This window comes from Pelotomaculum schinkii, assembly GCF_004369205.1.
Classification (GTDB): domain Bacteria; phylum Bacillota; class Desulfotomaculia; order Desulfotomaculales; family Pelotomaculaceae; genus Pelotomaculum_C; species Pelotomaculum_C schinkii.
Map to the genome: position 1 here is coordinate 15331 of NZ_QFGA01000003.1, position 22962 is coordinate 38292.

Annotated in this window: 21 protein-coding genes; 18 read left to right on the forward strand and 3 right to left on the reverse strand. The window is 44.8% G+C overall.

The window, feature by feature from the left end; genetic code table 11:
• Positions 1-1055: 1055 nt before the first annotated feature.
• The 14 genes from Psch_RS16155 (at position 1056) to Psch_RS16220 (ending at position 17500) form a co-directional block, all read left to right on the forward strand.
• Positions 1056-2483 (forward strand): SLC13 family permease, encoded by a 1428-nt coding sequence (locus Psch_RS16155; RefSeq protein ID WP_190258900.1) that lies wholly within the window; start codon positions 1056-1058, stop codon positions 2481-2483.
• 554 nt (positions 2484-3037) lie between these two features.
• Positions 3038-4594 (forward strand): acyl CoA:acetate/3-ketoacid CoA transferase, encoded by a 1557-nt coding sequence (locus Psch_RS16160; RefSeq protein ID WP_190258901.1) that lies wholly within the window; start codon positions 3038-3040, stop codon positions 4592-4594.
• A 186-nt stretch (positions 4595-4780) separates the two neighbouring features.
• Positions 4781-5650, forward strand: a complete 870-nt coding sequence (locus Psch_RS16165) for an FAD binding domain-containing protein (RefSeq protein WP_190258902.1) — start codon at positions 4781-4783, stop codon at positions 5648-5650.
• 17 nt (positions 5651-5667) lie between these two features.
• The gene (locus Psch_RS16170) at positions 5668-6204 is read left to right on the forward strand and encodes a (2Fe-2S)-binding protein (RefSeq protein ID WP_190258903.1); all 537 of its coding nucleotides are present in this window, start codon (positions 5668-5670) and stop codon (positions 6202-6204) included.
• Positions 6197-8578, forward strand: coding sequence for a 4-hydroxybenzoyl-CoA reductase subunit alpha (hcrA, locus tag Psch_RS16175; RefSeq protein WP_243124183.1), 2382 nt, complete (start codon positions 6197-6199; stop codon positions 8576-8578). The genes Psch_RS16170 and hcrA overlap by 8 nt, the downstream gene beginning before the upstream one ends.
• 163 nt (positions 8579-8741) lie before the next feature.
• A complete protein-coding gene (locus Psch_RS16180) occupies positions 8742-10139 on the forward strand; it encodes an SLC13 family permease (RefSeq protein ID WP_190258904.1) in 1398 nt (465 codons plus the stop codon).
• A gap of 181 nt (positions 10140-10320) precedes the next feature.
• The gene (locus tag Psch_RS16185; RefSeq protein WP_190258905.1) at positions 10321-11301 is read left to right on the forward strand and encodes an MBL fold metallo-hydrolase; all 981 of its coding nucleotides are present in this window, start codon (positions 10321-10323) and stop codon (positions 11299-11301) included.
• Between the two features lie 60 nt (positions 11302-11361).
• On the forward strand, positions 11362-12396 hold the full coding sequence (locus Psch_RS16190) for a molybdopterin-binding protein (RefSeq protein ID WP_190258906.1): 1035 nt from the start codon (positions 11362-11364) through the stop codon (positions 12394-12396).
• 235 nt (positions 12397-12631) lie between these two features.
• On the forward strand, positions 12632-13774 hold the full coding sequence (locus Psch_RS16195) for an XdhC family protein (protein WP_190258907.1): 1143 nt from the start codon (positions 12632-12634) through the stop codon (positions 13772-13774).
• Positions 13767-14606, forward strand: a complete 840-nt coding sequence (yqeB, locus tag Psch_RS16200) for a selenium-dependent molybdenum cofactor biosynthesis protein YqeB (RefSeq protein ID WP_190258908.1) — start codon at positions 13767-13769, stop codon at positions 14604-14606. The genes Psch_RS16195 and yqeB overlap by 8 nt, the downstream gene beginning before the upstream one ends.
• 491 nt (positions 14607-15097) lie before the next feature.
• Positions 15098-16450 carry a phenylacetate--CoA ligase family protein gene (locus Psch_RS16205; RefSeq protein WP_190258909.1) on the forward strand — a complete coding sequence of 451 codons (1353 nt, stop codon included), beginning with the start codon at positions 15098-15100 and terminating at the stop codon, positions 16448-16450.
• A gap of 91 nt (positions 16451-16541) precedes the next feature.
• A complete protein-coding gene (locus Psch_RS16210) occupies positions 16542-16778 on the forward strand; it encodes an acyl-CoA thioesterase (protein WP_190258910.1) in 237 nt (78 codons plus the stop codon).
• Positions 16763-16909, forward strand: a complete 147-nt coding sequence (locus Psch_RS21740; RefSeq protein ID WP_427910115.1) for a hypothetical protein — start codon at positions 16763-16765, stop codon at positions 16907-16909. Before Psch_RS16210 ends, Psch_RS21740 begins: the two co-directional genes overlap by 16 nt.
• A 159-nt stretch (positions 16910-17068) precedes the next feature.
• Positions 17069-17500, forward strand: coding sequence for a hypothetical protein (locus tag Psch_RS16220; protein WP_190258911.1), 432 nt, complete (start codon positions 17069-17071; stop codon positions 17498-17500).
• A gap of 209 nt (positions 17501-17709) precedes the next feature.
• Here the strand turns inward: Psch_RS16220 and Psch_RS16225 are convergent, their stop codons facing one another.
• Positions 17710-18057, reverse strand: coding sequence for a hypothetical protein (locus Psch_RS16225; RefSeq protein ID WP_190258912.1), 348 nt, complete (start codon positions 18055-18057; stop codon positions 17710-17712).
• Between the two features lie 107 nt (positions 18058-18164).
• Entirely contained in the window at positions 18165-18497 is a 333-nt protein-coding gene (locus Psch_RS16230) for a DUF3795 domain-containing protein (protein ID WP_190258913.1), read from the reverse strand.
• A 759-nt stretch (positions 18498-19256) separates the two neighbouring features.
• Between Psch_RS16230 and Psch_RS16235 the strand changes: the two genes are divergently transcribed.
• The 3 genes from Psch_RS16235 (at position 19257) to Psch_RS16245 (ending at position 21254) form a co-directional block, all read left to right on the forward strand.
• A complete protein-coding gene (locus Psch_RS16235; RefSeq protein WP_190258914.1) occupies positions 19257-20006 on the forward strand; it encodes an SIR2 family NAD-dependent protein deacylase in 750 nt (249 codons plus the stop codon).
• Positions 20007-20456: 450 nt separating this feature from the next.
• The gene (locus Psch_RS16240) at positions 20457-20954 is read left to right on the forward strand and encodes a rhomboid family intramembrane serine protease (RefSeq protein WP_427910116.1); all 498 of its coding nucleotides are present in this window, start codon (positions 20457-20459) and stop codon (positions 20952-20954) included.
• A 132-nt stretch (positions 20955-21086) separates the two neighbouring features.
• Complete coding sequence (locus tag Psch_RS16245; RefSeq protein ID WP_190258915.1) at positions 21087-21254, forward strand: hypothetical protein; 168 nt, start codon at positions 21087-21089, stop codon at positions 21252-21254.
• Between the two features lie 55 nt (positions 21255-21309).
• Here Psch_RS16245 and Psch_RS16250 read toward each other — a convergent pair whose 3' ends face one another.
• Positions 21310-21567 carry a DUF3243 domain-containing protein gene (locus Psch_RS16250; RefSeq protein ID WP_134218803.1) on the reverse strand — a complete coding sequence of 86 codons (258 nt, stop codon included), beginning with the start codon at positions 21565-21567 and terminating at the stop codon, positions 21310-21312.
• 223 nt (positions 21568-21790) lie between these two features.
• Here Psch_RS16250 and tsaD point away from each other — a divergent pair, with 223 nt between their 5' ends.
• On the forward strand, positions 21791-22846 hold the full coding sequence (gene tsaD / locus Psch_RS16255) for a tRNA (adenosine(37)-N6)-threonylcarbamoyltransferase complex transferase subunit TsaD (RefSeq protein WP_190258916.1): 1056 nt from the start codon (positions 21791-21793) through the stop codon (positions 22844-22846).
• The last annotated feature ends 116 nt before the right edge of the window (positions 22847-22962 follow it).

Sequence of the window (22962 nt, forward strand, 5' to 3'; positions counted from 1 at the left end):
TGTTCCTCGTGAATATTTATTTTCCACTTCAAATTTTAAACACCTCTTCAATAATATGCTTTACTAGTAAGTATGTAAAGATTATTTCCTAAGTACTGATGTAAGTTCAAAAATTAAAGGGAAGGTTATTAACAAACTCATAAACTAACTGGTTATTGTCGACATCCTTTATTTATTATCTCCATTAGCTTTGTCAATTCAAGGTAGTGCAGGGGTGTTGACGAGAGTTTTTTGGGCTTTGTTTACTTATTTTGCTGTCAATATTCTGCCATATGCAGAGTGGTAATTCAAGTTGTATTTTAGGTAGCTATTAGGTGTATTTAATATATTGCCTCCCTCCATTAGAAAATGATTACCCTGTTTAAATAGGCCACAGGACTAGGGTTAAGCATTTTTTTAGCTATTTCAGTAAACTCATCATGATGTATCTAAGACATATTAATAAGCAGAACTAATTAATGCAATCGCAAACGCATATTTCACTTTAATCATTTATGGATGGTAAGATAAAATCAATAAGTTAGATGTATTAATATGGAAAGCATTACAATGCTATGTACTCGAATCTATCACACTAAAACAAGCTATTTAATAAATTCTTAAACCTAAAAACAGGTAATCCGTTTTTATTAGGGGCAAGTTATTAAGGTTTATTATTCAAGGTATTGAAATTACTGTTTCCGAAATAATCAAATATCGGTTTCGAGGTTCTTGCATTGTTGCAAATTGCTGTAGGCGTGGTCAGATTAGATTATTTAATCGTGTATATTACGTCTATTAAGCATGTCTATATTAGTTCAACAAGGTTCAAACTTTGATATCCATTTGCTTTTCGATAAAAGATTTTGTGTCTGTACATTTCTGGTGCTCTCTTTGTTGTGGGAAAAATTATGTGAGCAGCTGGAATCCGCAGATTATAGATGGGAGAGGCGGGCGTTCGTCTCTTTTTATAATAAGGGAGGGTGGTGATCAACCTAGTACTGGCGGGATACATCGGGTAGCTTTATTCCTATTTTCCATTACTTCCTGAAAATCAGAAACGAAAGGAGAAACCAATGCAGTCAGAAACAAAAGCAAGTACTGTAGGTATTGTTACCAGGAAAAGGGCTATTTGGTTAATTGCAATAGTAGTCATATATTTTGTTTTAATCAATTTACCTACTCCAAATGGTCTCTCCCTCGTAGGACAAAAAGCCTTGGCATTAATGCTTATTGTAGTAATTACCTGGGTAACTGGAATTATCCCGATAGGCATAGCATCATTGTTGTTTGTATTCCTCCAGTCCGTGATTGGTATTGCAGACGTGGGCACGGCAGTAGGGAACTTTGCCAATCCAACCCTGCTCTTTGTTCTTTCCTCATTTTTCCTGGCAATTGCTTTGGATGTGAGCGGTCTAAACAATCGAATCTCTTTGAAATTGACGGTCCTTTCAGGAGGTAGTCCTAAGAAAGCGTTGTTCTACTTAATGGCAGCCACCGCTGTGTTGTCAATGGTTATTTCCGACGTCCCGGCATGTGCGGCATTTTACTCCATCGGACTGGCCCTTTTGCGGAAAAACAATTGTAAAGTGGGCTCCAGTAATTTAGGCAAGGCTATGATGATTGGTATTCCCGTAGCCTCCTTAATTGGCGGGGCTGCAACACCGGCAGGATCTTCATTGAATGTATTGGCGCTGTCCCTGATGAAGTCCACAGCGAATATAGACATCACATTCCTTCAATGGGCGGCCATCGGTATTCCCATCGTTATTATAGCGCTGCCCCTCACCTGGAAGATTATGACTTTCGTATTCCCACCGGAGTTGGAGCGTCTGATTGGTATAGAAGATATCCAAAAAGATTATCAGGCTTTGGGTCACATTTCAGCAAAAGAAATCAAGTTTATAGTGATCTTTGCACTTTTGCTGATTACCTGGTTCACAGAATCGATTCATAAAATACCCCTGCCGGCTTCGGCCACGTTTGGTGCGGTACTTTTCTTCCTGCCAGGGATAGATTTACTGAGCTGGGAAAATACGAAACATAGGATAGGTTGGGATATTATCCTACTTATCGGTGCAGCCAGCTCATTAGGTACGGCCTTTTGGAAATCTGGTGCAGCCACCTGGATGGCTAATGGCGCATTGAGCTGGACACAAGGCGTCTCTCTGGTTGTGGTTGTTCTTGTTGTGGTTATCTTTACAACCCTGATCCACCTTCTGTTACCTGTCAACCCTGCCATTATCTCCATCATGGTACCGGCCCTGGTGGGTTATGCCGCCACTATAGGCATGGGTTCGCCTTTAGCACTGGTTATTCCCATGGCTCAAGCCGTGCACTCAGCTTTTCTGTTGCCACTTGATTCCGTACCTCTCATTACCTATGCATCGGGCTATTATACTATGGTGGATTTCTTTAAATCTGGATGGATCATCTCTATCCTTTGGTGCATTGTAATAACCGCTGTGATCATGGTGATCGCCCCTGCCATAGGTTTGTTTTAAGAAAATAATTTATACGTGCCTCTCTATATTGCTAACAAATCATATAGTGTAAAGAGTGTTGTGCTTTATTCCGTGTTGATGTCCAATGTTGTAAAATTTCGGAGTTTATGCCCATAGCACAATGATTTATAGACCGTTAAACCGGTATGGTTGAACTTTGCGTGCAAATAGTAGTTTTTATTGCTTTAGCTAGTTAAAATTGGGGATAATATAGGCTTTTAAGGATTAAAGTTGAAGCGAAAACTGCATTTTGTATCCGTTTATTAATAAGCAGAACTAATTAGTGCAATTACTAACAGATATTTCACTTTGTTTAATAGTGGATGGTAAGATAAAAACATAATAACTAGTTGTAATGTTTCGGTGTAGCTAAAGATTGCTTTATCTAAAAATATTACGACAAATGAATGCGTGAGAAATAATTTATTTGGATTTATTAGGTTGATGTGGAGTAAAGCTGACTTAAGTCAACCACATATAAAGTGAGGTGGTTTTTAAGATCGCTAAATTTATATAAGCTATTTTTTGATTAAATTTGGAGAGGAGAAAGATCAATGTCCAAAGTTGTTACTCCTGAGCAGGCCGCGGCGGCAATTCCAGATGGTGCATGCGTAGCATGGACTACAGCCGGGTTATGCTGCTTTGCCGAAGAAGTGGCAATTGCCATGCAGAAACGCTTCCTTGAGACCGGACATCCAAGAGATCTTTGGATTACTCACAGCTGCGGCTGCGGCGACCATAAGGAAAGAGGATTTAACCATTTTGGCTACGAGGGTATGGTCAGAAAGCACGTGGGGGGGCATATAGGCGAGTCTCCCAAGTTGGGTGCGTTGGTTCTTGACAATAAGGTTGAATGCCACCTGATTCCGCAGGGAGTCATGACCCACCTGTGGCGGCAAATAGCCGGGAAGAAACCGGGTGTGCTCACAAAAGTGGGATTGGGTACTTATGTCGATCCCCGTTTAGAGGGCGGCAAGGTTAATGAAATCACCAAGGATGATATGGTGAAACTGATTGAATTTGAAGGGGAAGAGTATTTGTACTATAAGCCCTTCAAAATTGATGTAGCCGTTATCCGGGGCACCACCTGCGACGAAAACGGCAATTTTACGATGGATAAAGAATGTTTGTTTTTGGAATCCCTGCAATTAGCCATGGCGGCAAAAGCATGCGGCGGAATCGTCATTGCCCAGGTGCAATACGTGAGCAAACCCGGCACGCTTCATCCTAAGACCGTAAAGGTGCCTGGGGTTCTTGTGGATTATATTGTTGTTTCCAAACCGGAAAATCACCTGCAAACGAAACAAACCTACCTTAATCCCGCTCTTTGTGGAGATATCAGGACACCTTTGGGCAGTGTACCCCCTCTTCCGCTTGATGAACGCAAGATTATTGGCCGCAGGGCGGCTATGGAACTGCGGCCCGGGGCTGTTGTCAACATGGGCATCGGAATGCCTGACGGAGTTGCCAGTGTGGCCGCAGAGGAAGGCGTAACTGACGTGATGACACTCACCACAGAGTTGGGTAACTTTGGCGGGATGCCAGCTAAAGGTGATGATTTCCCGTCAACCTGGAACTCGGAATGTACCATTGAGCATCCGAGTATGTTTGATTTTTATGACGGCGGAGGGCTTGATATATGCTTCCTGGGGTCTGCCCAAACAGATAAAGAGGGCAACATCAACGTCAGTAAGTTTGGGACCAGGGTAGTTGGGCCGGGCGGCTTTGTTAATATCTCGTCAACCTCCAAGAAAGTGGTTTTCGTCGGCACCATGACCGCCGGTGCGGAATATGAGGTAAAGGACGGCACGATCCATATTGTCAAAGAAGGCAATATCAAAAAATTCGTGCCGAGAGTTACCCAGGTTACCTTCAGCGGCAAGTACTCACAGCAAAACGGACAAAAAGTGTTATATGTCACTGAGCGTGCTGTCTTTGCCCTGGAAGATGGTGAGGTAACCCTGATTGAAATTGCGCCTGGTCTTGATGTGGAAAAAGACGTTATTGCCGCTATGGAATTCAGGCCTAGAATATCTCCCAACTTAAAAGAGATGCCCCAGGAGATATTTGAGCCTAAATGGGGGAAACTCAAGGAAATTATAGGAGCGTAAAATAAACTAGCTAATCTTATTATTATTAGCTTTTAATGGGTGCGGATAATGAGGTTTTTGATAGTTATCTAATCAGGAAATATGCGATGTGTATTTTAAAGGGAGGGTGATGCAGAAAAATTATAGCGGCGAAAATGATGTATAGCAAAACTTGTTACTATTAATTTAAAGAGAGGTGGAGAGATAGTGTACTTGCCAGATTTTGAATATTACTCACCGGATAGTCTAGCTGAGGTTTGCCAGCTGCTCTCGCAGTTTGGTTCTCGTGCTAAACTGATTTCCGGTGGTACCGACGTTATTGTCAAAATGAAAAATGAGTTATTAGCGCCGGAAGTTCTTGTTTCAATAAAGAACATGGATCAACTAAAGAAAATTGAATACGTACCCGGCAAAGGTGTTGTGATTGGGGCCAGAGCAACGCATAATGATTTGGTTTATTCCGAATTGCTAGCTGAAAAGTTTCCATCCATACCGGGAGCGGCCAAGCAAATGGCGCAAAACCAGGTACGCAATGCTGGTACTGTTGGCGGCAATATCTGTAACGCCGTTCCTTCCGCCGACCTGCCGCCCATTCTGATCGCCCTTGGCGCAACTGTTAATGTGATAGGTGTTAATGGAGAGCGCAGTTTAGCGCTGGAAGACGTCTTTACGGGTCCCAATACGACTTGTTTGGCTCCGGACGAAGTCATCACCGAAGTGGTTATCCCTGATCAAAAAACGACCGGCAGCACCTACATTAAGTTTGGGCTCCGCGCGGCAGGCGCTTTAGCAGTTGCCGGGGTGGCTTCTGCTGTATGCGTTGAAAATGGTGTTATCAAGGATGCTCGCGTAGTCTTAAGCGCAGTTGCTCCAACGCCTATGCGGGCTAAAAAAGCCGAAGCCTTCCTGAAAGGGAAGAAGATTACTGATGAACTGTTAGCTGAAGCCGGCAGTATAGCCGCTGAGGAGTGCAAGCCGATTTCCGACTACCGGGCATCTGCTGAGTACCGCCGCAACCTGGTAGGTGTCTTTACCAAGCGATCATTACGAAAAGCTATCAATGAGGGGCACGTATAAAGAAAGGAGGGATAAATATGTCAAATGTTGTTATAGACAAACAAGGAAGAAAGAACTATCTGATAACTATCAAGGTTAACGGTGACGAATATACAAGGTTAGTTAAAGCCAACACTCTGCTGGTTAACTTCCTGCGGGACGACCTGGACCTTACTGGTACCAAAAGAGGCTGCGAACTGGGCGACTGCGGCTCGTGCACCGTACTGAAGAATGGAAAACCGGTTAACTCCTGCCTTTTGTTGGCCGTTGAAGCAGATGGACAAGAATTTACCACTATTGAAGGGGTCGCCTCCACCAACAAGCTTGACATCGTTCAGGAGAAATTTATTGAATACGGGGCTTTCCAGTGCGGTTACTGTGCCCCCGGCATGATCCTCTCGGCCAAAGCATTGCTTACAAGAAACCCCAAGCCCACCGAACACGAAGTACGTGAGGCCATTGCCGGCAACCTGTGCCGCTGCACTGGTTACGTCAATATCGTTAAGGCCATCTTGGCCGCTTCCGGACAAGATGTACCGTTACTTGATAATAAAGGGGTGAGCATTGATGAGTAACGAAACTAATGTTAGCAAATACCAGTTCACATTAGACAACAAAAAACTACACTTTGATATGAAACCGGAGTATGCCGTTGTCGGAAAATCAAAACCCAGACTTGACGGTGTGGAAAAGGCTACCGGAGCTGCCAAATATGCCGGGGATCTCAAATTCCCCAATATGCTATACGGCAAAATTTTATATAGCCCGCACGCCCATGCCAAGATTCTGAGCATTGACACTTCCGAGGCCGAAAAAATCCCCGGTGTTAAGGCAGTAATCACTTCTAAGGATGTACCTGATTTAAAATACGGGATTAGCCCGGCCCGTTGGGATGAAAACATCTTATGCATTGACAAAGTCAGGTATGTTGGCGATAAAGTTGCCGCTGTCGCCTGTGTCGATGAAGAAACCTGTTACAAGGCAATGAAAGCGATCAAGGTTGAATACGAAGTCCTGCCTGCGGTGCTTGACTACAGGCACGCCATGGATGAGGGTATGCCTTTGGTCCATGAAAATTATCCACGTAATATAAACACTGAAATCCACCAGGAGTTCGGAGACCTTGAGAAAGCCTTTAAAGAGGCCTATCATGTACGCAAAGATGTGTTTTCTGGCGTGCGAGCTTACCAGTGTCCTATTGAACGCCATTCCGCCATGTGTATCTGGAAGGAAGACAAGATCACCATATACCCGAGCACTCAGTCAGCTCACTACTTCCAGTACTATGTAGCCCGTGAATTCGGGTTAAAAATGGGCCAGGTGCGGATAGTTATGCCTTATGTCGGCGGGGGTTTTGGCGGCAAGCTTGAACCTACCGGTTTGGAATTTTGCGGGTCGGTGCTTTCAAAAGTCACGGGCCGTCCGGTATTGATGTCCTATGACCGCCTGGAAATGTTCCAGCATAACCGCGGCCGTCACCAGGGTACCTATGAAATCACTACCGGAGTGGACAAAAACGGCAAAATCCTCGGCTGTCACACCAATTTCCTGCTGGACGGCGGGGCTTACACCAGTTTGGGGATTGCTACCGCATACTATGCCGGGGCTCTGCTCCCGCTGACCTACGAATTCGATAACTACAAATTCGATTGCTACCGGATGTATACCAACATGCCGGCCTGCGGCGCCCACCGCGGGCACGGAGCTCCCCAGCCCAAATATGCTTTTGAAAGCCATTTGGACAACATAGCCAAAGATTTGGGCATTGACCCTGTGGATATCCGCCTGATCAACGCGCGGAAGCCTAATACCACCACCGTCAATGGCTTCGGGATCCAGTCTTGTGAATTGACGGCTTGTCTGGAAAAAGCCGCCGAAATGATGAACTGGCGGGAGAAAAAGAAAAATGGCTTGCCGAAAGGCAGAGGGATTGGCATTGCCACCGGTTCCTTCGTAACCGGAGCGGGGTATCCCATCTACCGTAATGACTGGCCTTCAGCTTCCTGCATGATCAGAGTAAACGAAGACGGCACTTCAGCCACGCTTTATACGATGTCAGCCGAGATCGGCCAGGGTTCCAACACCGTCCTGTGCCAAATGGCGGCTGAAGCCATGGGCTACCGTTATGAAAACATGAAAATAGTGGCCGGTGATACCGAAACCACGCCACTCGATTTCGGGGCTTATTCCAGTCGGCAGACCCTGTTTTCAGGGTGGGCCGTCAAACGGGCGGGAGAGAAAATCAAGGCTGCAATTCTCGAGACGGCCGCCTTCATGATGAACCTGCCTAACGAAGATATGGATATCGATTGTGTTGAAGGTGTCATTTTCTCCAAGTCCCGTCCCAAAGTTCCAACGCTTACCTTTGAAGAAGTGGCCAGCCGTTACTTCAAACTGAAAGGACCACTGGTTGCGACCGGCGTTTACACAGTGCACCGTACAGGCGGCTATCACAAGGGAGCTGCTGTCGGTACATCACCGGCTTACAGTTTCAACGTCCAGGGCGCTGAAGTGGAAATCGATGAAGAAACCGGCAAGATTGATTGCAAAGAATTCTGGGATGTCCATGACTGCGGCAAGGTGATGAACCCGGTACTGATGGAAGGTCAGGTTCACGGCTCCCTGTATATGGGCGTGGGTGAAACAATTTGGGAGCAAGTCCAGTTTGACGAAAATGGCAAGATCGTTAATGGCAGCCTGGGTGGATATCTTATGCCGACGGCTCTGGATATGCCCCATGTAAACACCTTCCGGGTCCCAAGTTATGAGCCGGTCGCGCCATGGGGCGTCAAAGAAGTGGGCGAAGGCTCGACGAACCCGACCATGGGTTGTTTCAGAAACGCGATTGTTGACGCTGTTGGCGCAAGTGTTAATAAGTTACCACTAAATTATGAACATGTATGGCGAGCCATACAGGAAAAGAAGAAAAAAGAAGCAGAAGGTAAATAAATTATAAGAATCACGATATGAGAGATGTTCTTTGTCTCTCATATCGTGATTAAAATTATTATTTAAATGAGAGGGGTGAAAGTACAAGTTCAATATTTAACAAGGATTTATAAAATATATTGTTGCATTAAAAATTAGGACAAAACAGATAGGAGGAAAAACAATGGATAAAACTCAAAAGCAGGTTATTTGGGTTATAGGCTTAATTATTTTGTATTTTATCCTATCTAGCCTACCCTGCCCTGCCGGGCTAGAGCCTATAGGTCTTAAAGCGATAGCGTTAATGGTTGTTGTGGTCATTACCTGGATAACTGAAGTTGTACCGATAGCCATGTCAGCTTTGTTGTTTGTATTCCTTCAGGCCTTGATTGGTATTACAGATGTGAACACCGCTGTAGCGAACTTTGCTACACCTACCCTGCTTTTTGTCCTTTCATCGTTCTTCCTGGCATTTGCTTTGGAGTTTAGCGGACTTAGTAATAGAATATCCATGAAATTAACTGTCCTATCCGGTGGCAATCCTAAAAAGGCGCTTTTATACTTAATGGTGGCCACCGCTTTAGTATCAACAGTTATTTCCGACGTTCCGGCATGCGCGGCATTCTTCCCCATCGGGCTGGCCCTGCTGAAGAAAAACAATTGTTTAGCCGGCTCCAGTAATTTTGGTAAGAGTATGATGATTGGTATTCCATTCGCTTCCTTAATCGGCGGTGTTGCAACACCGGCAGGTTCTTCATTGAACGTGCTGGCCATAGGACTGCTTAAGTCATCAGTAAATATTGATGTAACGTTTACCCAGTGGTCTGGCTTGGGTATCCCCTTTGTTATTGTTACCCTGCCGCTTACCTGGTTAATTTTGAGCTGGGTATTCAAACCGGAAATAGAACACCTTGAAGGCATAGCGGAAATAGAACAAGATTATAAGGCACTAGGTCCCATTACAGCAAAAGAAGTTAAGTTTATTGTTATTTTCTTGATTCTTCTTGTTACGTGGTTTACTGAAGGGAAACTTCATAGCGTTCCTATTGCTGCTTCGACCACAATTGGTGCGGTACTATTTTTCCTGCCAGGGATAGATCTGCTGACCTGGGATGGTACGAAAAACAAGATTGGTTGGAATACTATTCTTCTTATCGGCGCCGCTAGCTCCCTTGGAACGGCCTTGTGGAAGTCGGGAGCAGCTGCCTGGCTGGCACAATCAGCACTGCAAGGTATAGCAGGCGCTTCCATGTTAGTAGTTGTGCTTTTTGTAGTTATCTTTACAATCTTGATCCACCTGTTGGTACCTGTCAACCCGGCCATTGTTTCAATCATGGTACCCTCACTTGCGGCTTTTGCTGCCACCTCCGGTATGAGTCCGGCATTACTGATTGTACCCATGGCTTTCACCGTTTCTTCAGCAATGCTGATACCACTTGATCCAGTCCCTCTTATCACCTATCCATCTGGTTATTACAACATGAAAGACTTCTTTAAAGGCGGATGTCCTGCCAGTATACTGTGGGCAATATTAATGACAATTGCGATTTTGGTGCTTGCAGGTCCCGTGGGCCTGATCTAATTGAGCTTCTGATCTGAACATTGGGGGTGGACCGGAATAACAAGGGCTATCCCAGTCCACCCCCACTATATTTTCCTGACAGGGGAGTATGTGTGATACCTAATGAATTTACAGCATAAAAGTTTTAATTGTTGAATACTGTTCCACCAGTGCAATGAAGATATGGTTGGAGTTGGTTAAAATGATTGAAGAAATTTATCCTGACATTTATAGAATAGAAATTCCCCTCCCCAGGAATCCCCTAAAGTATTTAAACTCTTACCTTATTAAAGGAAGGGAGCGCAACCTGCTTATAGATACCGGCTTCAATCAAGAGGAATGCAGAAAGGCAATGTATGAAGGGCTTAAAAAGCTGGAAGTTGATTTAAATAAAACGGATCTCTTTATTACCCACCTGCATGCTGATCATTCCGGTCTTGTAGCATTTTTAGCTACAGATAAATCTAAGGTCTATTGCAGCGGTATAGATGCTGAACTCATTAACTATGGTGTATCAGGTGTTTTCCTATCTGAAATGCATGAATTACTAAGCAAACAAGGATTTCCGTTAGAGGAGCTTGAGTGTGCTATCGAAGAACATCCAGCCAGAAAATATCACTTGGGCAGAAAGCAAGTTTTTAATACTGTTAAAGAAAATGACACAATACAAGTAGACGATTACATTTTTAAATGTATAGCAACTCCCGGACACAGTCCGGGACATATGTGTCTTTATGAAGCAAACAAGAAAATTCTATTTTCCGGTGATCATGTGCTGGACGAAATTACTCCTGCCATAAATATTATAAAATGGTCCTCAAATCCACTAAGAGATTATTTGAACAGCCTCGTTAGAATTGATCAATTAGAAACAAACCTAACTTTACCTGCACACAGGAAGATTATTAATAACGTCCATAAAAGAATAAATGAGATAAGGCAGCATCATGATATTAGGCTTATTGAGATATTAAATATTTTATACAAAGGTAAAATGAATGCTTATCAGGTGGCCAGTCAAATGACATGGGAAGTAACATACTCTTCCTGGGAGCAGTTCCCGGTAACCCAAAAATATTTTGCTACAACTGAAGCAATAAGCCATCTAAACTATTTGTGCAAAAAAAATATGGTAAGGCAAATTAACAACAATGAAGAAAAGTTATTTGAACTTATCAATTAAAAGCATTATGAGCTCAGGCTTAATTGCATATGCTGAAGGTACTCTCAAGGGGTGAAATAGATGAAGCTGCAGGCGATTAAGGTGGAAGAAGCTGTAGGAAAGGTGCTCAGCCATGATATCACCAAAATTGTGAAAGGGGAATCAAAGGGAGCTCTTTATAAAAAAGGGCACATCATAAAGCAAGAAGACGTACCGGAGCTGTTAAAGCTGGGTAAGGAAAACATCTATATCTTAGATCTTGAAAACAGCGATATTCATGAAGATGAAGCCGGGATCCGTCTGGGAAAAGCTGTCTCCGGTGACTGCGTAACCTGGCAGGGCCCCAAGGAAAGCCGCGTTAATATGTATGCCGCTTCCGGCGGGCTTTTAAAAATCAATATCCCCGCCCTGGAAGCGATTAACGAACTGCCCGACGTCATTTTATCAACCCTGCCTGACAATACAGTAGTCAAAGAGGGTGAAATGCTGGCAGGGACCAAGGTAATACCTCTGGTGGTACCGGAAAAAACAGTTTTAACGGCTGAGAACATCTGCCGGCAGGCCGGCTGGGTAATTAAAGTGCTGCCCTTTCGAAAATTAAAAGTAGGCGCGGTCATTACCGGGAGCGAAGTATATAAAAAGCGCATCCGGGATGGTTTCGGCCCGGTCATTACCGAGAAAGTGGAAGCATTCGGTTCAGAAATATTAGGGATAGATTTTGCTCCTGACAACGCAGAAATAATAGCCGCCAAGATCAACAAAATGGCCTCGGACGGGGCGGATATCATCTTTGTAACGGGGGGCATGTCTGTCGATCCCGACGATGTTACCCCGCATGCCATTCGGCTGGTGGGAGCCAAAGTGGAAAAATACGGCGCCGCCGCGCTGCCCGGTGCGATGTTTATGCTGGCCTACCTGGGAGATATCCCCGTCATGGGGGTACCGGCCTGCGGCATGTTTTTTAAAGTGACCATCGTAGATTTAATGCTGCCGCGCCTGTTGGCAGGCGAACGGGTAACCCGCAAGGACATCGTGGCGCTGGCCTGCGGCGGGCTCTGCCGGGCTTGTCCCGAGTGCAGGTATCCCAACTGCACCTTCGGCAAGGGATCGCACTGACCTGAAATAACTTTTTGCACGATAATTCTAAGATAAAGCCACTCTTGCTACCCCGCTAAATGCAGGTGCGAATTTATTCGCACAAATGTTACATTAAACCACACAAGTCCGGCGCTAACCGCCGGGTGCGATTAAAATCGCACTCACATCGTTTAGTTTTCATCTTCTTCTGGCGTCGTGAGAGCGGCATGCATTTCTAAAATAAAAATAAACCTGGGGAGGGGGTAATTTAATAATGGAAATAAACCTGCAGCAGGGGATAGCCGTTGTAACCGTCATAGGCAAGGAAAACCTTCCCGGCAGCCTCCTGGGGCGAAAGGGAATATTCAAATATACAGGTGAAGGAACAAAAGGAGACCTGGGGTTACCATGGCTGGAAGAACAAGTGGCGGAAATACTTCAAAATAACCAGTCCAACGGGATGTTTAAGCTGGCCACCCTGTCCAATCCGGCCAAACCGGAACAAAGCGCAACAGTTATGATCGACCCCTACCTGCCGCCGCATGAACTGATAATCTTAGGCGGCGGGCATATAGCCGTCCCTTTGGTAACTATCGGAAAAATATTGGGTTACCAGGTAACAGTAGTTGATGACCGGCATGACTTTGCTCACAAAGAGCGCTTTCCCGAAGCCGACAGAGTAATTTGCTGCGATTTTAGCGATATAGAAAAGCGCCTGGCCTTCGGACCTGGAAGCAGTGTGGTAATCATCACCAGGGGCCACCAGCACGACCAGGAGTGCCTGCGCCGGTTGATAAAATATCCTCTTGCTTACCTGGGCATGATCGGCAGCAGAAGAAAGATTAACATCGTAAGGCAGCAGTTGCTCGAAGAAGGTATAGACGCCGAAAAACTGGAGCAGGTGCACATGCCGGTAGGTTTGGACGTAGGGGCGCAGACACCCGGAGAGGTGGCCGTAAGTATTGCCGCGGAATTACTCAGGGAGTGCCGGGGAGGAAGCGCCCATTCCTTAAAAGACCACAGCCCCAAAAGGGTCGCCGTCGTGGGCGACGTGGAAATGCTCTCTGCTGTGGACAGGGAAGTATTACAAAAAACGCTTACGGGAGATGAAACACCTGCTGCGGTCGCCACAATAGTAAAAACACGGGGCTCTACCCCACGCAAGGCAGGCGCCAGAATGCTGGTATACGCTGACGGTCGGATACTGGGAACAATTGGCGGAGGTTGCGGGGAATCGGAAGTCCGGCTGGCCGCCCTGGGTGTTATTGACGAAAATTTGCCGCGAATTTATCAAGTGTCCCTGAGCGCAGACACAGCAGCGGTAGAAGGTATGGTCTGCGGCGGCGCGATGGAAGTGTATATTGAACCGGTAGAAGCATATAAAAAGGTTTTCTATGGGGGTGAAAGCAATGATTAAAAATAAACCACTGGTAGTAATAAGAGGAGCCGGCGACCTCGCCTCAGGAGTAGCTTACCGTCTATATAACAGCGGTCTGGACGTGATCATGACCGAAATAGAACGCCCGCTGGTAGTTAGAAGGACAGTGTCGTTTGCCGAGGCGGTATACGCGGGCAGGGTTACCATAGAAGGAATAGACGCCTGCCTGGCCGGTTCGGTGGAAGAAGCCCTGTCTTTGTTGGAAAAAAGGATCATCCCGGTGCTGGTAGACCCCGAAGCAGTCGTAGTAAAGCTAGCTCGTCCCGCAGTGGTAGTGGACGCGATAATGGCAAAGCGTAATCTCAATACCGCTATTGAGGATGCTCCACTGGTCATCGGCCTGGGGCCGGGCTTTACAGCCGGCGTTGATGTTCACGCGGTTATTGAAACCTGCAGGGGACACCGCCTGGGGCGGGTTATCTACAGCGGCAGCGCTATTCCAGATACAGGCTCTCCGGGCGCTGTTGACGGCTATACCCTGGAGAGGCTGTTGCGGGCGCCGGTGGACGGGGTTGTGACGCCGCGCCGGAATATTGGGGAGCAGGTGGAAAAGGGTGATGTAGTAGCTATGGTGGAGATAACTCCGGTATATGCAAAATTGACTGGATTGCTCAGGGGCATGCTCAAGGAAGGCACCCGGGTACCCAAGGGGACCAAGATCGGTGACATAGACCCTCGTAAAAACGCTGAATATGACACCATCTCCGATAAAGCGTTGGCTGTTGGCGGTGGGGTTTTGGAAGCGGTATATTATTATCTTAGCAGTAACGAGTTAACACATTGGAATTTCACAAAGGAACATGATTTGTGATGAAAGTTGCCAAAGTTGTATATGTTGAGCAATTAATGAAAACTACTTATGTGTATTGTTGGGTGCCGGTGGCAATATTTGAAAGAGTGTAATAATTTAAAAGTTTTCTGATAATAAAACGTTTTGTTGATCAGGGCATTGATAAAATAAGGAATCTGATAATTAGTTTCAGCTGTAATAGATAATTATGTTTTTTTAAATTAACTGGCACCAAGCTATGATAGCAAGAGGTAAGATGCCTCAGGTATTATATAAATCAATAGTATATTGCAGCTTACATATCATATATTCATTATTATAACTTATCGGTATAATCGTAAAGATATATTTTACTTTGTTGACTAAAAGGTGCTAAGATAAACTTACAATAACGAATTGCTTATCTACTAATAGGGGGGCAATTTATGCAGTTTAAACCTTTTGCATTAAGAAGCAGAGGAATCCGAAACATAGCCGTATAATTCTCTTATGAGGAAAGGAGAATTTGATAAATGTTAATGACAGGGGTTCGACAAACTACTGATATTAATTATAAGTATTGGTCTCCAGCGGAAGTTATGCCACATAGTGAACTAAAAAAACTTCAATTTGAGAGATTGTTAGAACAAATCAATTATCTTTGGAAGAAAAGTCCTTTTTATCGTTCGAAATGGGAAAATAGTGGTTTTTATCCTGGTAAATTAAAGACGCTTGAGGATATAAGATATATACCCTTATTAGTTAAAGAAGAAATACGAGTAAGCCAGGAAAAAAATCCTCCTTACGGAATGATGCAGGTTCCCGGCAGCGGGCCATTCATTCGTGTAGGTATGACATCAGGGACTACCGGTAAACCTGTTCTTATTCCACTTACCGAGGAAGATTATTTCGGTGTTTTTTGTGAAGGGCATGTACGAGTTGTCTGGGCGGCAGGGGTAAGGAAGGGAGATATTGTTCATGTCGCTTTCGGTTTTACTCCCTTTTTAGGACTTGCCGCAGCTTATGACTCTTGTGAGCATTTAATTGGCTCTTTGGTAGTGCCAGGTGGAGCATGGAACAGCTTGATGCGTCTTTCAATGATTGAAAAACTCGGAGTAACGGTATTAATGGGAACTCCTTCTTATATTTTACATTTGGCCAGTGTTGCCCAAGAACATGACATTGATCCCAGGTCACTGGGAATAAGAGTTATATGTACTGCTGGTGAACCCGGTGCTATGTCTGCTCCAAATACCGGTTTGCGGTTGGAAAAAGCATGGGGAAGTAAAGTTTATGATTATTGCGGAACTCAAGAAACAAATTGTATAGCGTGGACGTGCGAAGAAGGAGCAGCACATTTAAACGAAGATTTATTATATTATGAAGTATTAGATCCAGAGACTAACGAGCCTGTTAAACCAGGCCAACCCGGAAAATTAGTGGTTACCGATTTAGTACAAAAAACACATCCCTGTATCAGGTTTGAAACTGGCGATATTGTTAATGGCATAGAAACAGATACTGGATGCAGTTGTGGAAGGACACTACGCAAATTTAAAGGCTTCAAAGGACGGGTAGGAGATATTATAAAAATCAGGGGAGTATGCGTATCTGTAACGGGAATTGAGAATGTGATACGGGGAATTGAGGAATGTTCTAACAATTATGAGTATCACGCCTTAAAAGATAAAAATGGGATGGATAAAATAAAGGTGCGGATAGAACCACAAAAGAGTATAGATTCAAGTCTATGGAATGATGTCCGTCAAAAAGTGGCAGAGTCCCTGTATATTGCTTTTATGATTAACATGGATGTGGAAGTATTACCCCCGGGGACACTTCCTGTATTTAATTTGAAAGCAAAACGCTTCCGTGATCTTAGATAATAGAGAACCACGTCAAAGTTAACTAAAAATTTAACGTATTAGTTCCTATGTGCTTCAATACTCCAGCTGAGTTTAAGCAAGGTGGATTAAGGTGAAAGGCTATCGTTTTAAACATAGATTAAGAGTTCGTTATTCCGAAGTTGATACCCAACAGATTGTATTTAACTCAAACTACCTCAAGTGTATTAATATTGCTGCAAGCGAGTATTTTTGTGAAGTGCTTCAAATTGATCTATTTGAGCTTGAGCAGAGTGAAATAATTGATCGTGTGTTATCAAAAAGGCAACCCTGGAGTACAATAAACCTGCATCATTGTATGATTGGCTAAATATCTGGAGCAGAACAGTGAAAATAGGGAATACAAGCTTGGTTATGGAGCTTATTATTACTAGGGACGAAGAAGAGGGTGTATTACTCACAGCAGGAATTCTTTACGTAAGCTATAACCCAAAGATATGAGCAATAAAGCCTATTCCTGACGTCCTTCGCCAAACCATTGAAAGGTATGAACATGGAGATAGTTACTAAAAAATTTTTTAATATTGTTAGATAAAGGGAAACTCCCATTTTTAGAAGTCTGTCATTGTAGATAACTTTACCCGGAAAGTAGGAGAATTATTGGAGAAAGGAAATAACACAAAACGCTCAGCTAATTCACAAATAAGCCATGACAACATGGTTAGATATATTGCTAATGATTTAGTTTCAAGGGGATATAGCGTGCATGCTGATCATATTAATTGGCCAAAAGGGTCCTTTCTTGAACTTAACGGCTATGTACCAGATGTAACTGCTATAGATAACAATAGTTCTCTAGTATTTGAAATTGAAACATGCTTAACTTGTAATAGTGAGCATGCAAAGGAAAAACTTACGGCTTTTGATAAAAAGGCTGGAACATATATCATTGTTCCACCTGTTTGCTCTAGGGATAACAATAACTATGATCCAGTTGCAGAAGTAAAACAAGTTCTTAAAAATTGGGGATTATTTTTAGTAAGGGTAGGAACTTGTGATCCCTTCACAGGAATAATAAATTACAACCCTTAGTTAATCGAAGTAATTTAGCCGGAGTCTGTAAAATAATTTGTTTAAACTTCTTGAGTGTATATATTAAAATGCTTTTAACGAGGTCTGTTTTAAAAGAAGGAAACAAGGCGGTAACAGTGGAAGCCATCTCTTGCAAAAAATTCAGGAGATGGCTTCTTCATCATATTGCGGCATAGGAAGAAACAGGGTCTACTTTTTGATACCTGGCTTTATAATTTTAAAAGATTATCTATATCTTCTTCGGTTAATAGCTTGTAGCCTTCCATGCCGTTGGTGAATTCATATTTCATTTCTTGGCCGTCAGTAATACGGACCTCCCAGACTTGTTCATCATATACATAAATCTTTGCTTGTAAAACTTTAAGGCTTTTATCGTAATGTAAATCTTTAGGTGTTATGACCAATTCCCCAAAAATTAACTGGGCGGAAGTTTTGAAGTCACCCAAATCCGCCATTGGACAATAATATCCCGTTTTCCAAGCTTTTTTCAAGTATTCGCGAAAAGGTGTTAGAATAACTTCAAAAGGTTCACTCTCTAATCGACACAACTCTTCCATCCGTTCCAGTCTCCTCTCTACATTTATAACTAATAGTTTAGAGTATTAGCTAGCGTTGTATAAAAACTGACGGCTCATGTAAACAACGCTTGGGACACGTCTCCGGATCATTCCTTCAATAGGTCCTGCATTTGCTTTATGGCAAAAGCCTCATCTAACATTTCCTCCAATATATTACACGGGAATTCTTCACATTCAGAGCAATTGTTCAGGTTTTTTACCATATTACAGCCTCTAACTTTGCACTTTACGCAATTAAAGAAAATAACATCTGACTTGCACCCGAGACAGTTTATTTCATCAGCTTCAATACGCGTGCCATATATCTTGCTCCAGTTTTCGGCGGTTTGCTTTCTCAGCATGTTGTCACTATTTACCGTGGCCGTGTACGCGTCGCAATCATTGCACATCAATCCACAGTGTGACATCATTTTATTCATATAATTAAGCCTCCTGATATTGTTAAACTAATTATACAAATAATATAGAGATTTTACTAGGAGTTATTGATTCTAAGTATGAATAGGAGCTATTGAGTCCAATTATAAATAACAAGAAGATGCTTTCTTGTTAAAGTCGAAAAGATAACCGTAGGTTTCGTTGCCAATCCAAGATATATCGGCCGTATCTGGGCTAACAGCCGGTCGACTTCATTTAATCTCATAATTACAGACGGGTCTAATTCTTTACTCTGCGCGTCAATTTGTTTTTCCAGTGCCCTGAGCTTTCAACGGCCCCAATGACATATCATGCTGCTCTTGAAAACCGTGAATCAACGGCTCCAAAAACTGGATAGTCTGTTTTCCCTTGTAGTGATGAACTTCATAACATAGAATTATAAGAGGCGTTTCAAACACTGTTGATGGTCCTAAAGGACAGTTTTCTTAAAATCTTACAATACCTGAAATTATATTGAAGTTTATTGACAAGTTATGGCCGCTCTTCCCTCGTCTTTAAAAGGCCGGCTTCAGCAGTAGTTGTTCTGAGAAAGTTGAGTTATTAATTATCAGTCCCGGTGATTTACCGGGACTTGTTTTTGTCCGGTTAGGTGTTTATGATATTACTAAAAATAAGATTTACAACTAATTAATGGGACTAACCCCAGCACGCCAAGCAACCTGTAGCCCGAATCCTGCAGGAGGGAGCAAAGCACGTTCCCGGCATTATAGCGTTAGGGGGAAGAAAGCGAGGCAAAAAGAATGACCTACGAGGAAAAAATAAGATCCCTGGCCGAGTATCTAAAAAAGCCCGGGCATAATTTTGCCTTTACCGGAGCTGGCGTCAGCACTGAAAGCGGCATCCCCGATTTTCGCAGCCGTGGTTCCGGCCTCTGGGAAAGGGTAGACCCGATGAAAGCGGCGTCACTGTCGGCGCTCCGGCGGGAGCCGGCTCAATTTTACAAGTTTTTCATGGGGGTCCGGGAATCGTTTGCCGGCGCCGAACCAAATGCCGCCCATTATGCGCTGGCCCGCCTGGAGGAAGAAAAACTGCTGGCAGGGGTGATCACGCAGAATATCGACGGGCTGCACCGGGCGGCGGGCTCGCAAAAAGTTTGGGAGGTACACGGCCACATGCGCTCCTGCCGCTGCCTGGATTGTTCCAAACCCTACCCCTTTAACGTTTTGCTCGACCAGTATCGCTCCGGTACCAACCCTCCCCGCTGCAGCCAGTGCGGCGGTATGCTGCGGCCGGATGTGGTGCTGTTTGAAGACGCCATGGGAGAAGACTTTTATAAGGCTTACCATGCCCTCTCAGGCTGTCAGTTGCTTATAGTAGTAGGCAGCAGCCTGCAGGTGTACCCGGCTGCCTCCCTGCCGGAATTGGCAAAAAGGCTGGTTATCGTCAACCGGGAGCCGACTCCCTGGGATTCACGGGCCAGCCTTGTTATTAATGAAACAATGGCCGGCCAGGTCTTCACCGACCTGATGGCCGTATTGGGTTTGGATTAGGGGTCGGCCGTAGGCCGTAAGGCGTAAGGCGTAAAACTTGGAATTGAGACGTGAGACGTGAGACGTGGGAATGCATGATATTCTTAAGGTCTAAAAAATGACCCGATAAGAAAGCAGGATAAGTTACGCCCTACGCCTTACGCCTTACGCCCTACGACCTTTTGGACCTTTTGGTATGTGGCGTCCCTGACGGGGGAATGTTAAAAAACGTGCAACAGATTAGGGGAGTCTAAGGAAAAAGCAGAATAGTATGAAATAAGAATGGAATAAGGAGGGGTTACCATAATACCCTTAAGAGACAATATCCCTTCCAGCACTTTTCCCATCGTAAATGTCCTTCTGATTATCATAAACCTGCTTGTGTTTGGATTCGAACTATCACTTGGGCGAGACCTGGACTATTTCATCATAACCCATGCTGTAATCCCGTCTCAGCTTGTGGAAGTGGGTTTGACCTTAGAGCAGCTGGTGCGGCTGACGACCACCATGTTCCTGCACGGGGGTTGGCTTCATGTCCTTAGCAACATGCTCTACCTGTGGATTTTTGGTGATAATGTTGAGGACCGCATGGGACATTTTAATTACCTGGTGTTCTATCTTATCAGTGGTTACTTGGCTTCCCTTGTTCATATTTTCGTGGACCCGGTTTCCAATTCCCCTTTGATCGGCGCCAGCGGCGCTATTGCGGGAATATTGGGAGCTTACTTGCTCCTTTACCCGCGCGCCAGGGTGCTGACACTGGTTTTCATAGTTTTCTTTATCCAGATTATACCTATTCCGGCAGTAATTTTCCTGGGGCTCTGGTTTTTCCTGCAGCTTATGAGCGGAACAGCCGGCTTGTCTGCTCAGGCCGTCCAGGGCGTAGCTTTCTGGGCTCATATCGGTGGTTTTGTCGCCGGAGTGGCGCTGGTTAAGTTTTTTGCGGGGGGAGAGCGCGTGAGATATTAAATGCAATAGGTAAATCTATCCTTTATCAGCGCTGGCTTCCAGGAAATCCGCAAGGCCTCAGAGCAGGCTTCATTTACCTGAAGGATTGCCTCCTCTGCTGTCGAATCTTCACCATGAGGCGGAGGTGATATAATGATCAAATATCAGTGCGACTGCGGCAATGAGGACCCGGGCGGTTTTGATGTTTATGTATCACAGAGTGAACTATGTGATATCCTTACGGTTGTCTGCAAATACTGTGGTGATATCAGAGAAGAATTAGTGGCCAGCAATAAGGACTCTATTATGCTGAAAATATAAATTGTTTTATGATATTAGCTGAACCACCCAACAGATGGGTGGTTCAGCTGTTTTCTTATGATACAAGCCGGGTCATAAGGGTTGCCAGGACCTTTCTTTCTTCAGGTCCTGCCACGTCCCACAATTCTTTTATCGCTTTCTGCTCCGGGTTTGCGGGGGGTACACTTTCGGCCAACAAATCTCCCGCCTGTTGGGCCAGGGAGCTTATTTTTTGTTTGGAAATCCCGAGCCCTTCGGCAAATTCCACAGCCTGTCCCAAAGTCTTTTTCCAGGTATCCCAGTCGGTGTTCGATAAGTTTACAGGGTTCAACATAAACAACACTCCTTTACTTTCTATTTAAAAGTTATTTTTCACCGCAGGCTCCTTTTTATTCATTTTCTGGAATACAGGCGGCGCAATACTGTAATTTCCTTAAAAGATTTAGCGTCATGCCGGAGGACGGCCTGCTGTAAGACCATCCTTGTGTTATAATACAGGAAATAAAAGGCGAAAATATGAGAAGCTAAACACTTCTTGTTTGGAGCGTGTAACTTATATGAGTGTTTTTATCCTGGCTTTGGAGACATCCTGTGATGAAACATCGGCATCGGTTGTGGCAGATGGTACGGAGGTCTTGTCTAATATCATCTCCTCTCAGATAGATGTGCACCGTAAATTTGGCGGGGTTGTTCCTGAAGTGGCTTCACGCAAGCACCTGGAGCTGCTCAACCAGGTAGTGGGGGAGGCGCTTACCGCCGCCGGCCTCACGCTTGACGCTCTGGGAGCCGTGGCCGTGACATATGGACCCGGGCTGGTCGGAGCTCTTCTGGTCGGGGTTTCTGCCGCCAAGGCCATAGCCTACGGGCTGAATATACCGCTAGTGGGAGTCAATCACCTGGAAGGGCATATTTATGCCAATTTCCTGTGTGAGCCGGGGCTCGACTTCCCTCTTCTGTGCCTGATCGTTTCGGGCGGCCATACCGACCTGGTTTACATGGCCAAACACGGTGATTGCCGCGTGATCGGCAGGACCAGGGATGATGCCGCGGGTGAAGCGTTTGACAAGGTCGCCCGGGTCATCGGTCTTGGTTACCCGGGCGGTCCTTTGATCGACCGCCTGGCACGGGAAGGTAACCCTAAAGCCATAAGCTTGCCCAGAGCTTATCTGGAGGAAGGCAGCTTGGACTTCAGCTTTAGCGGTCTCAAATCAGCTGTTATTTACACTCTTCAGCGTGCAGAGCAGAGGGGGGAAGAGATTAACAAAGCTGACCTGGCGGCGTCTTTCCAGGAAGCCTTAATCGACGTGCTGGTAGACAAAACCTTTACTGCGGCGCAAGATACAGGCGTTTCTACAATTCTCCTGGCCGGAGGGGTGTCCGCCAATTCCAGATTGCGGCTCGCCATCACCGAAAGGGCCGCCGGCAGTAATTACCGCATGGTGGTACCTCCTCCTGTACTCTGTACGGACAACGCCGCCATGGTCGCCTGCGCCGGTTATTATAAATTGCTGAGAGGCGCCACAGCGCCTCTTACCCTTAACGCTGTGCCCGACTTGAAACTCGGAGAGGAAAGGTACGAGGGTAATTTTAAGGGGAAAATACTTCATGGTTAGATCGAAAAACATAGAAAATTTGGGACGTTTGTCCTAAAAACAGGGGTTCTGTGGATGACTTATTCTGTGGATAATGTGCATAAGTCTGTTAATAACTTATAATACAAGGGGTCTTC

Bases quoted from the DNA above. Each gene is read 5' to 3' on its own strand.
- Psch_RS16155 (WP_190258900.1), top strand. From the start codon at position 1,056: ATGCAGTCAGAAACAAAAGCAAGTACTGTAGGTATTGTTACCAGGAAA.
- Psch_RS16160 (WP_190258901.1), top strand. From the start codon at position 3,038: ATGTCCAAAGTTGTTACTCCTGAGCAGGCCGCGGCGGCAATTCCAGAT.
- Psch_RS16170 (WP_190258903.1), top strand. From the start codon at position 5,668: ATGTCAAATGTTGTTATAGACAAACAAGGAAGAAAGAACTATCTGATA.
- hcrA (WP_243124183.1), top strand. From the start codon at position 6,197: ATGAGTAACGAAACTAATGTTAGCAAATACCAGTTCACATTAGACAAC.
- Psch_RS16180 (WP_190258904.1), top strand. From the start codon at position 8,742: ATGGATAAAACTCAAAAGCAGGTTATTTGGGTTATAGGCTTAATTATT.
- Psch_RS16185 (WP_190258905.1), top strand. From the start codon at position 10,321: ATGATTGAAGAAATTTATCCTGACATTTATAGAATAGAAATTCCCCTC.
- Psch_RS16190 (WP_190258906.1), top strand. From the start codon at position 11,362: ATGAAGCTGCAGGCGATTAAGGTGGAAGAAGCTGTAGGAAAGGTGCTC.
- Psch_RS16195 (WP_190258907.1), top strand. From the start codon at position 12,632: ATGGAAATAAACCTGCAGCAGGGGATAGCCGTTGTAACCGTCATAGGC.
- yqeB (WP_190258908.1), top strand. From the start codon at position 13,767: ATGATTAAAAATAAACCACTGGTAGTAATAAGAGGAGCCGGCGACCTC.
- Psch_RS16205 (WP_190258909.1), top strand. From the start codon at position 15,098: ATGTTAATGACAGGGGTTCGACAAACTACTGATATTAATTATAAGTAT.
- Psch_RS16225 (WP_190258912.1), bottom strand. From the start codon at position 18,057: ATGGAAGAGTTGTGTCGATTAGAGAGTGAACCTTTTGAAGTTATTCTA.
- Psch_RS16230 (WP_190258913.1), bottom strand. From the start codon at position 18,497: ATGAATAAAATGATGTCACACTGTGGATTGATGTGCAATGATTGCGAC.
- Psch_RS16235 (WP_190258914.1), top strand. From the start codon at position 19,257: ATGACCTACGAGGAAAAAATAAGATCCCTGGCCGAGTATCTAAAAAAG.
- Psch_RS16245 (WP_190258915.1), top strand. From the start codon at position 21,087: ATGATCAAATATCAGTGCGACTGCGGCAATGAGGACCCGGGCGGTTTT.
- Psch_RS16250 (WP_134218803.1), bottom strand. From the start codon at position 21,567: ATGTTGAACCCTGTAAACTTATCGAACACCGACTGGGATACCTGGAAA.
- tsaD (WP_190258916.1), top strand. From the start codon at position 21,791: ATGAGTGTTTTTATCCTGGCTTTGGAGACATCCTGTGATGAAACATCG.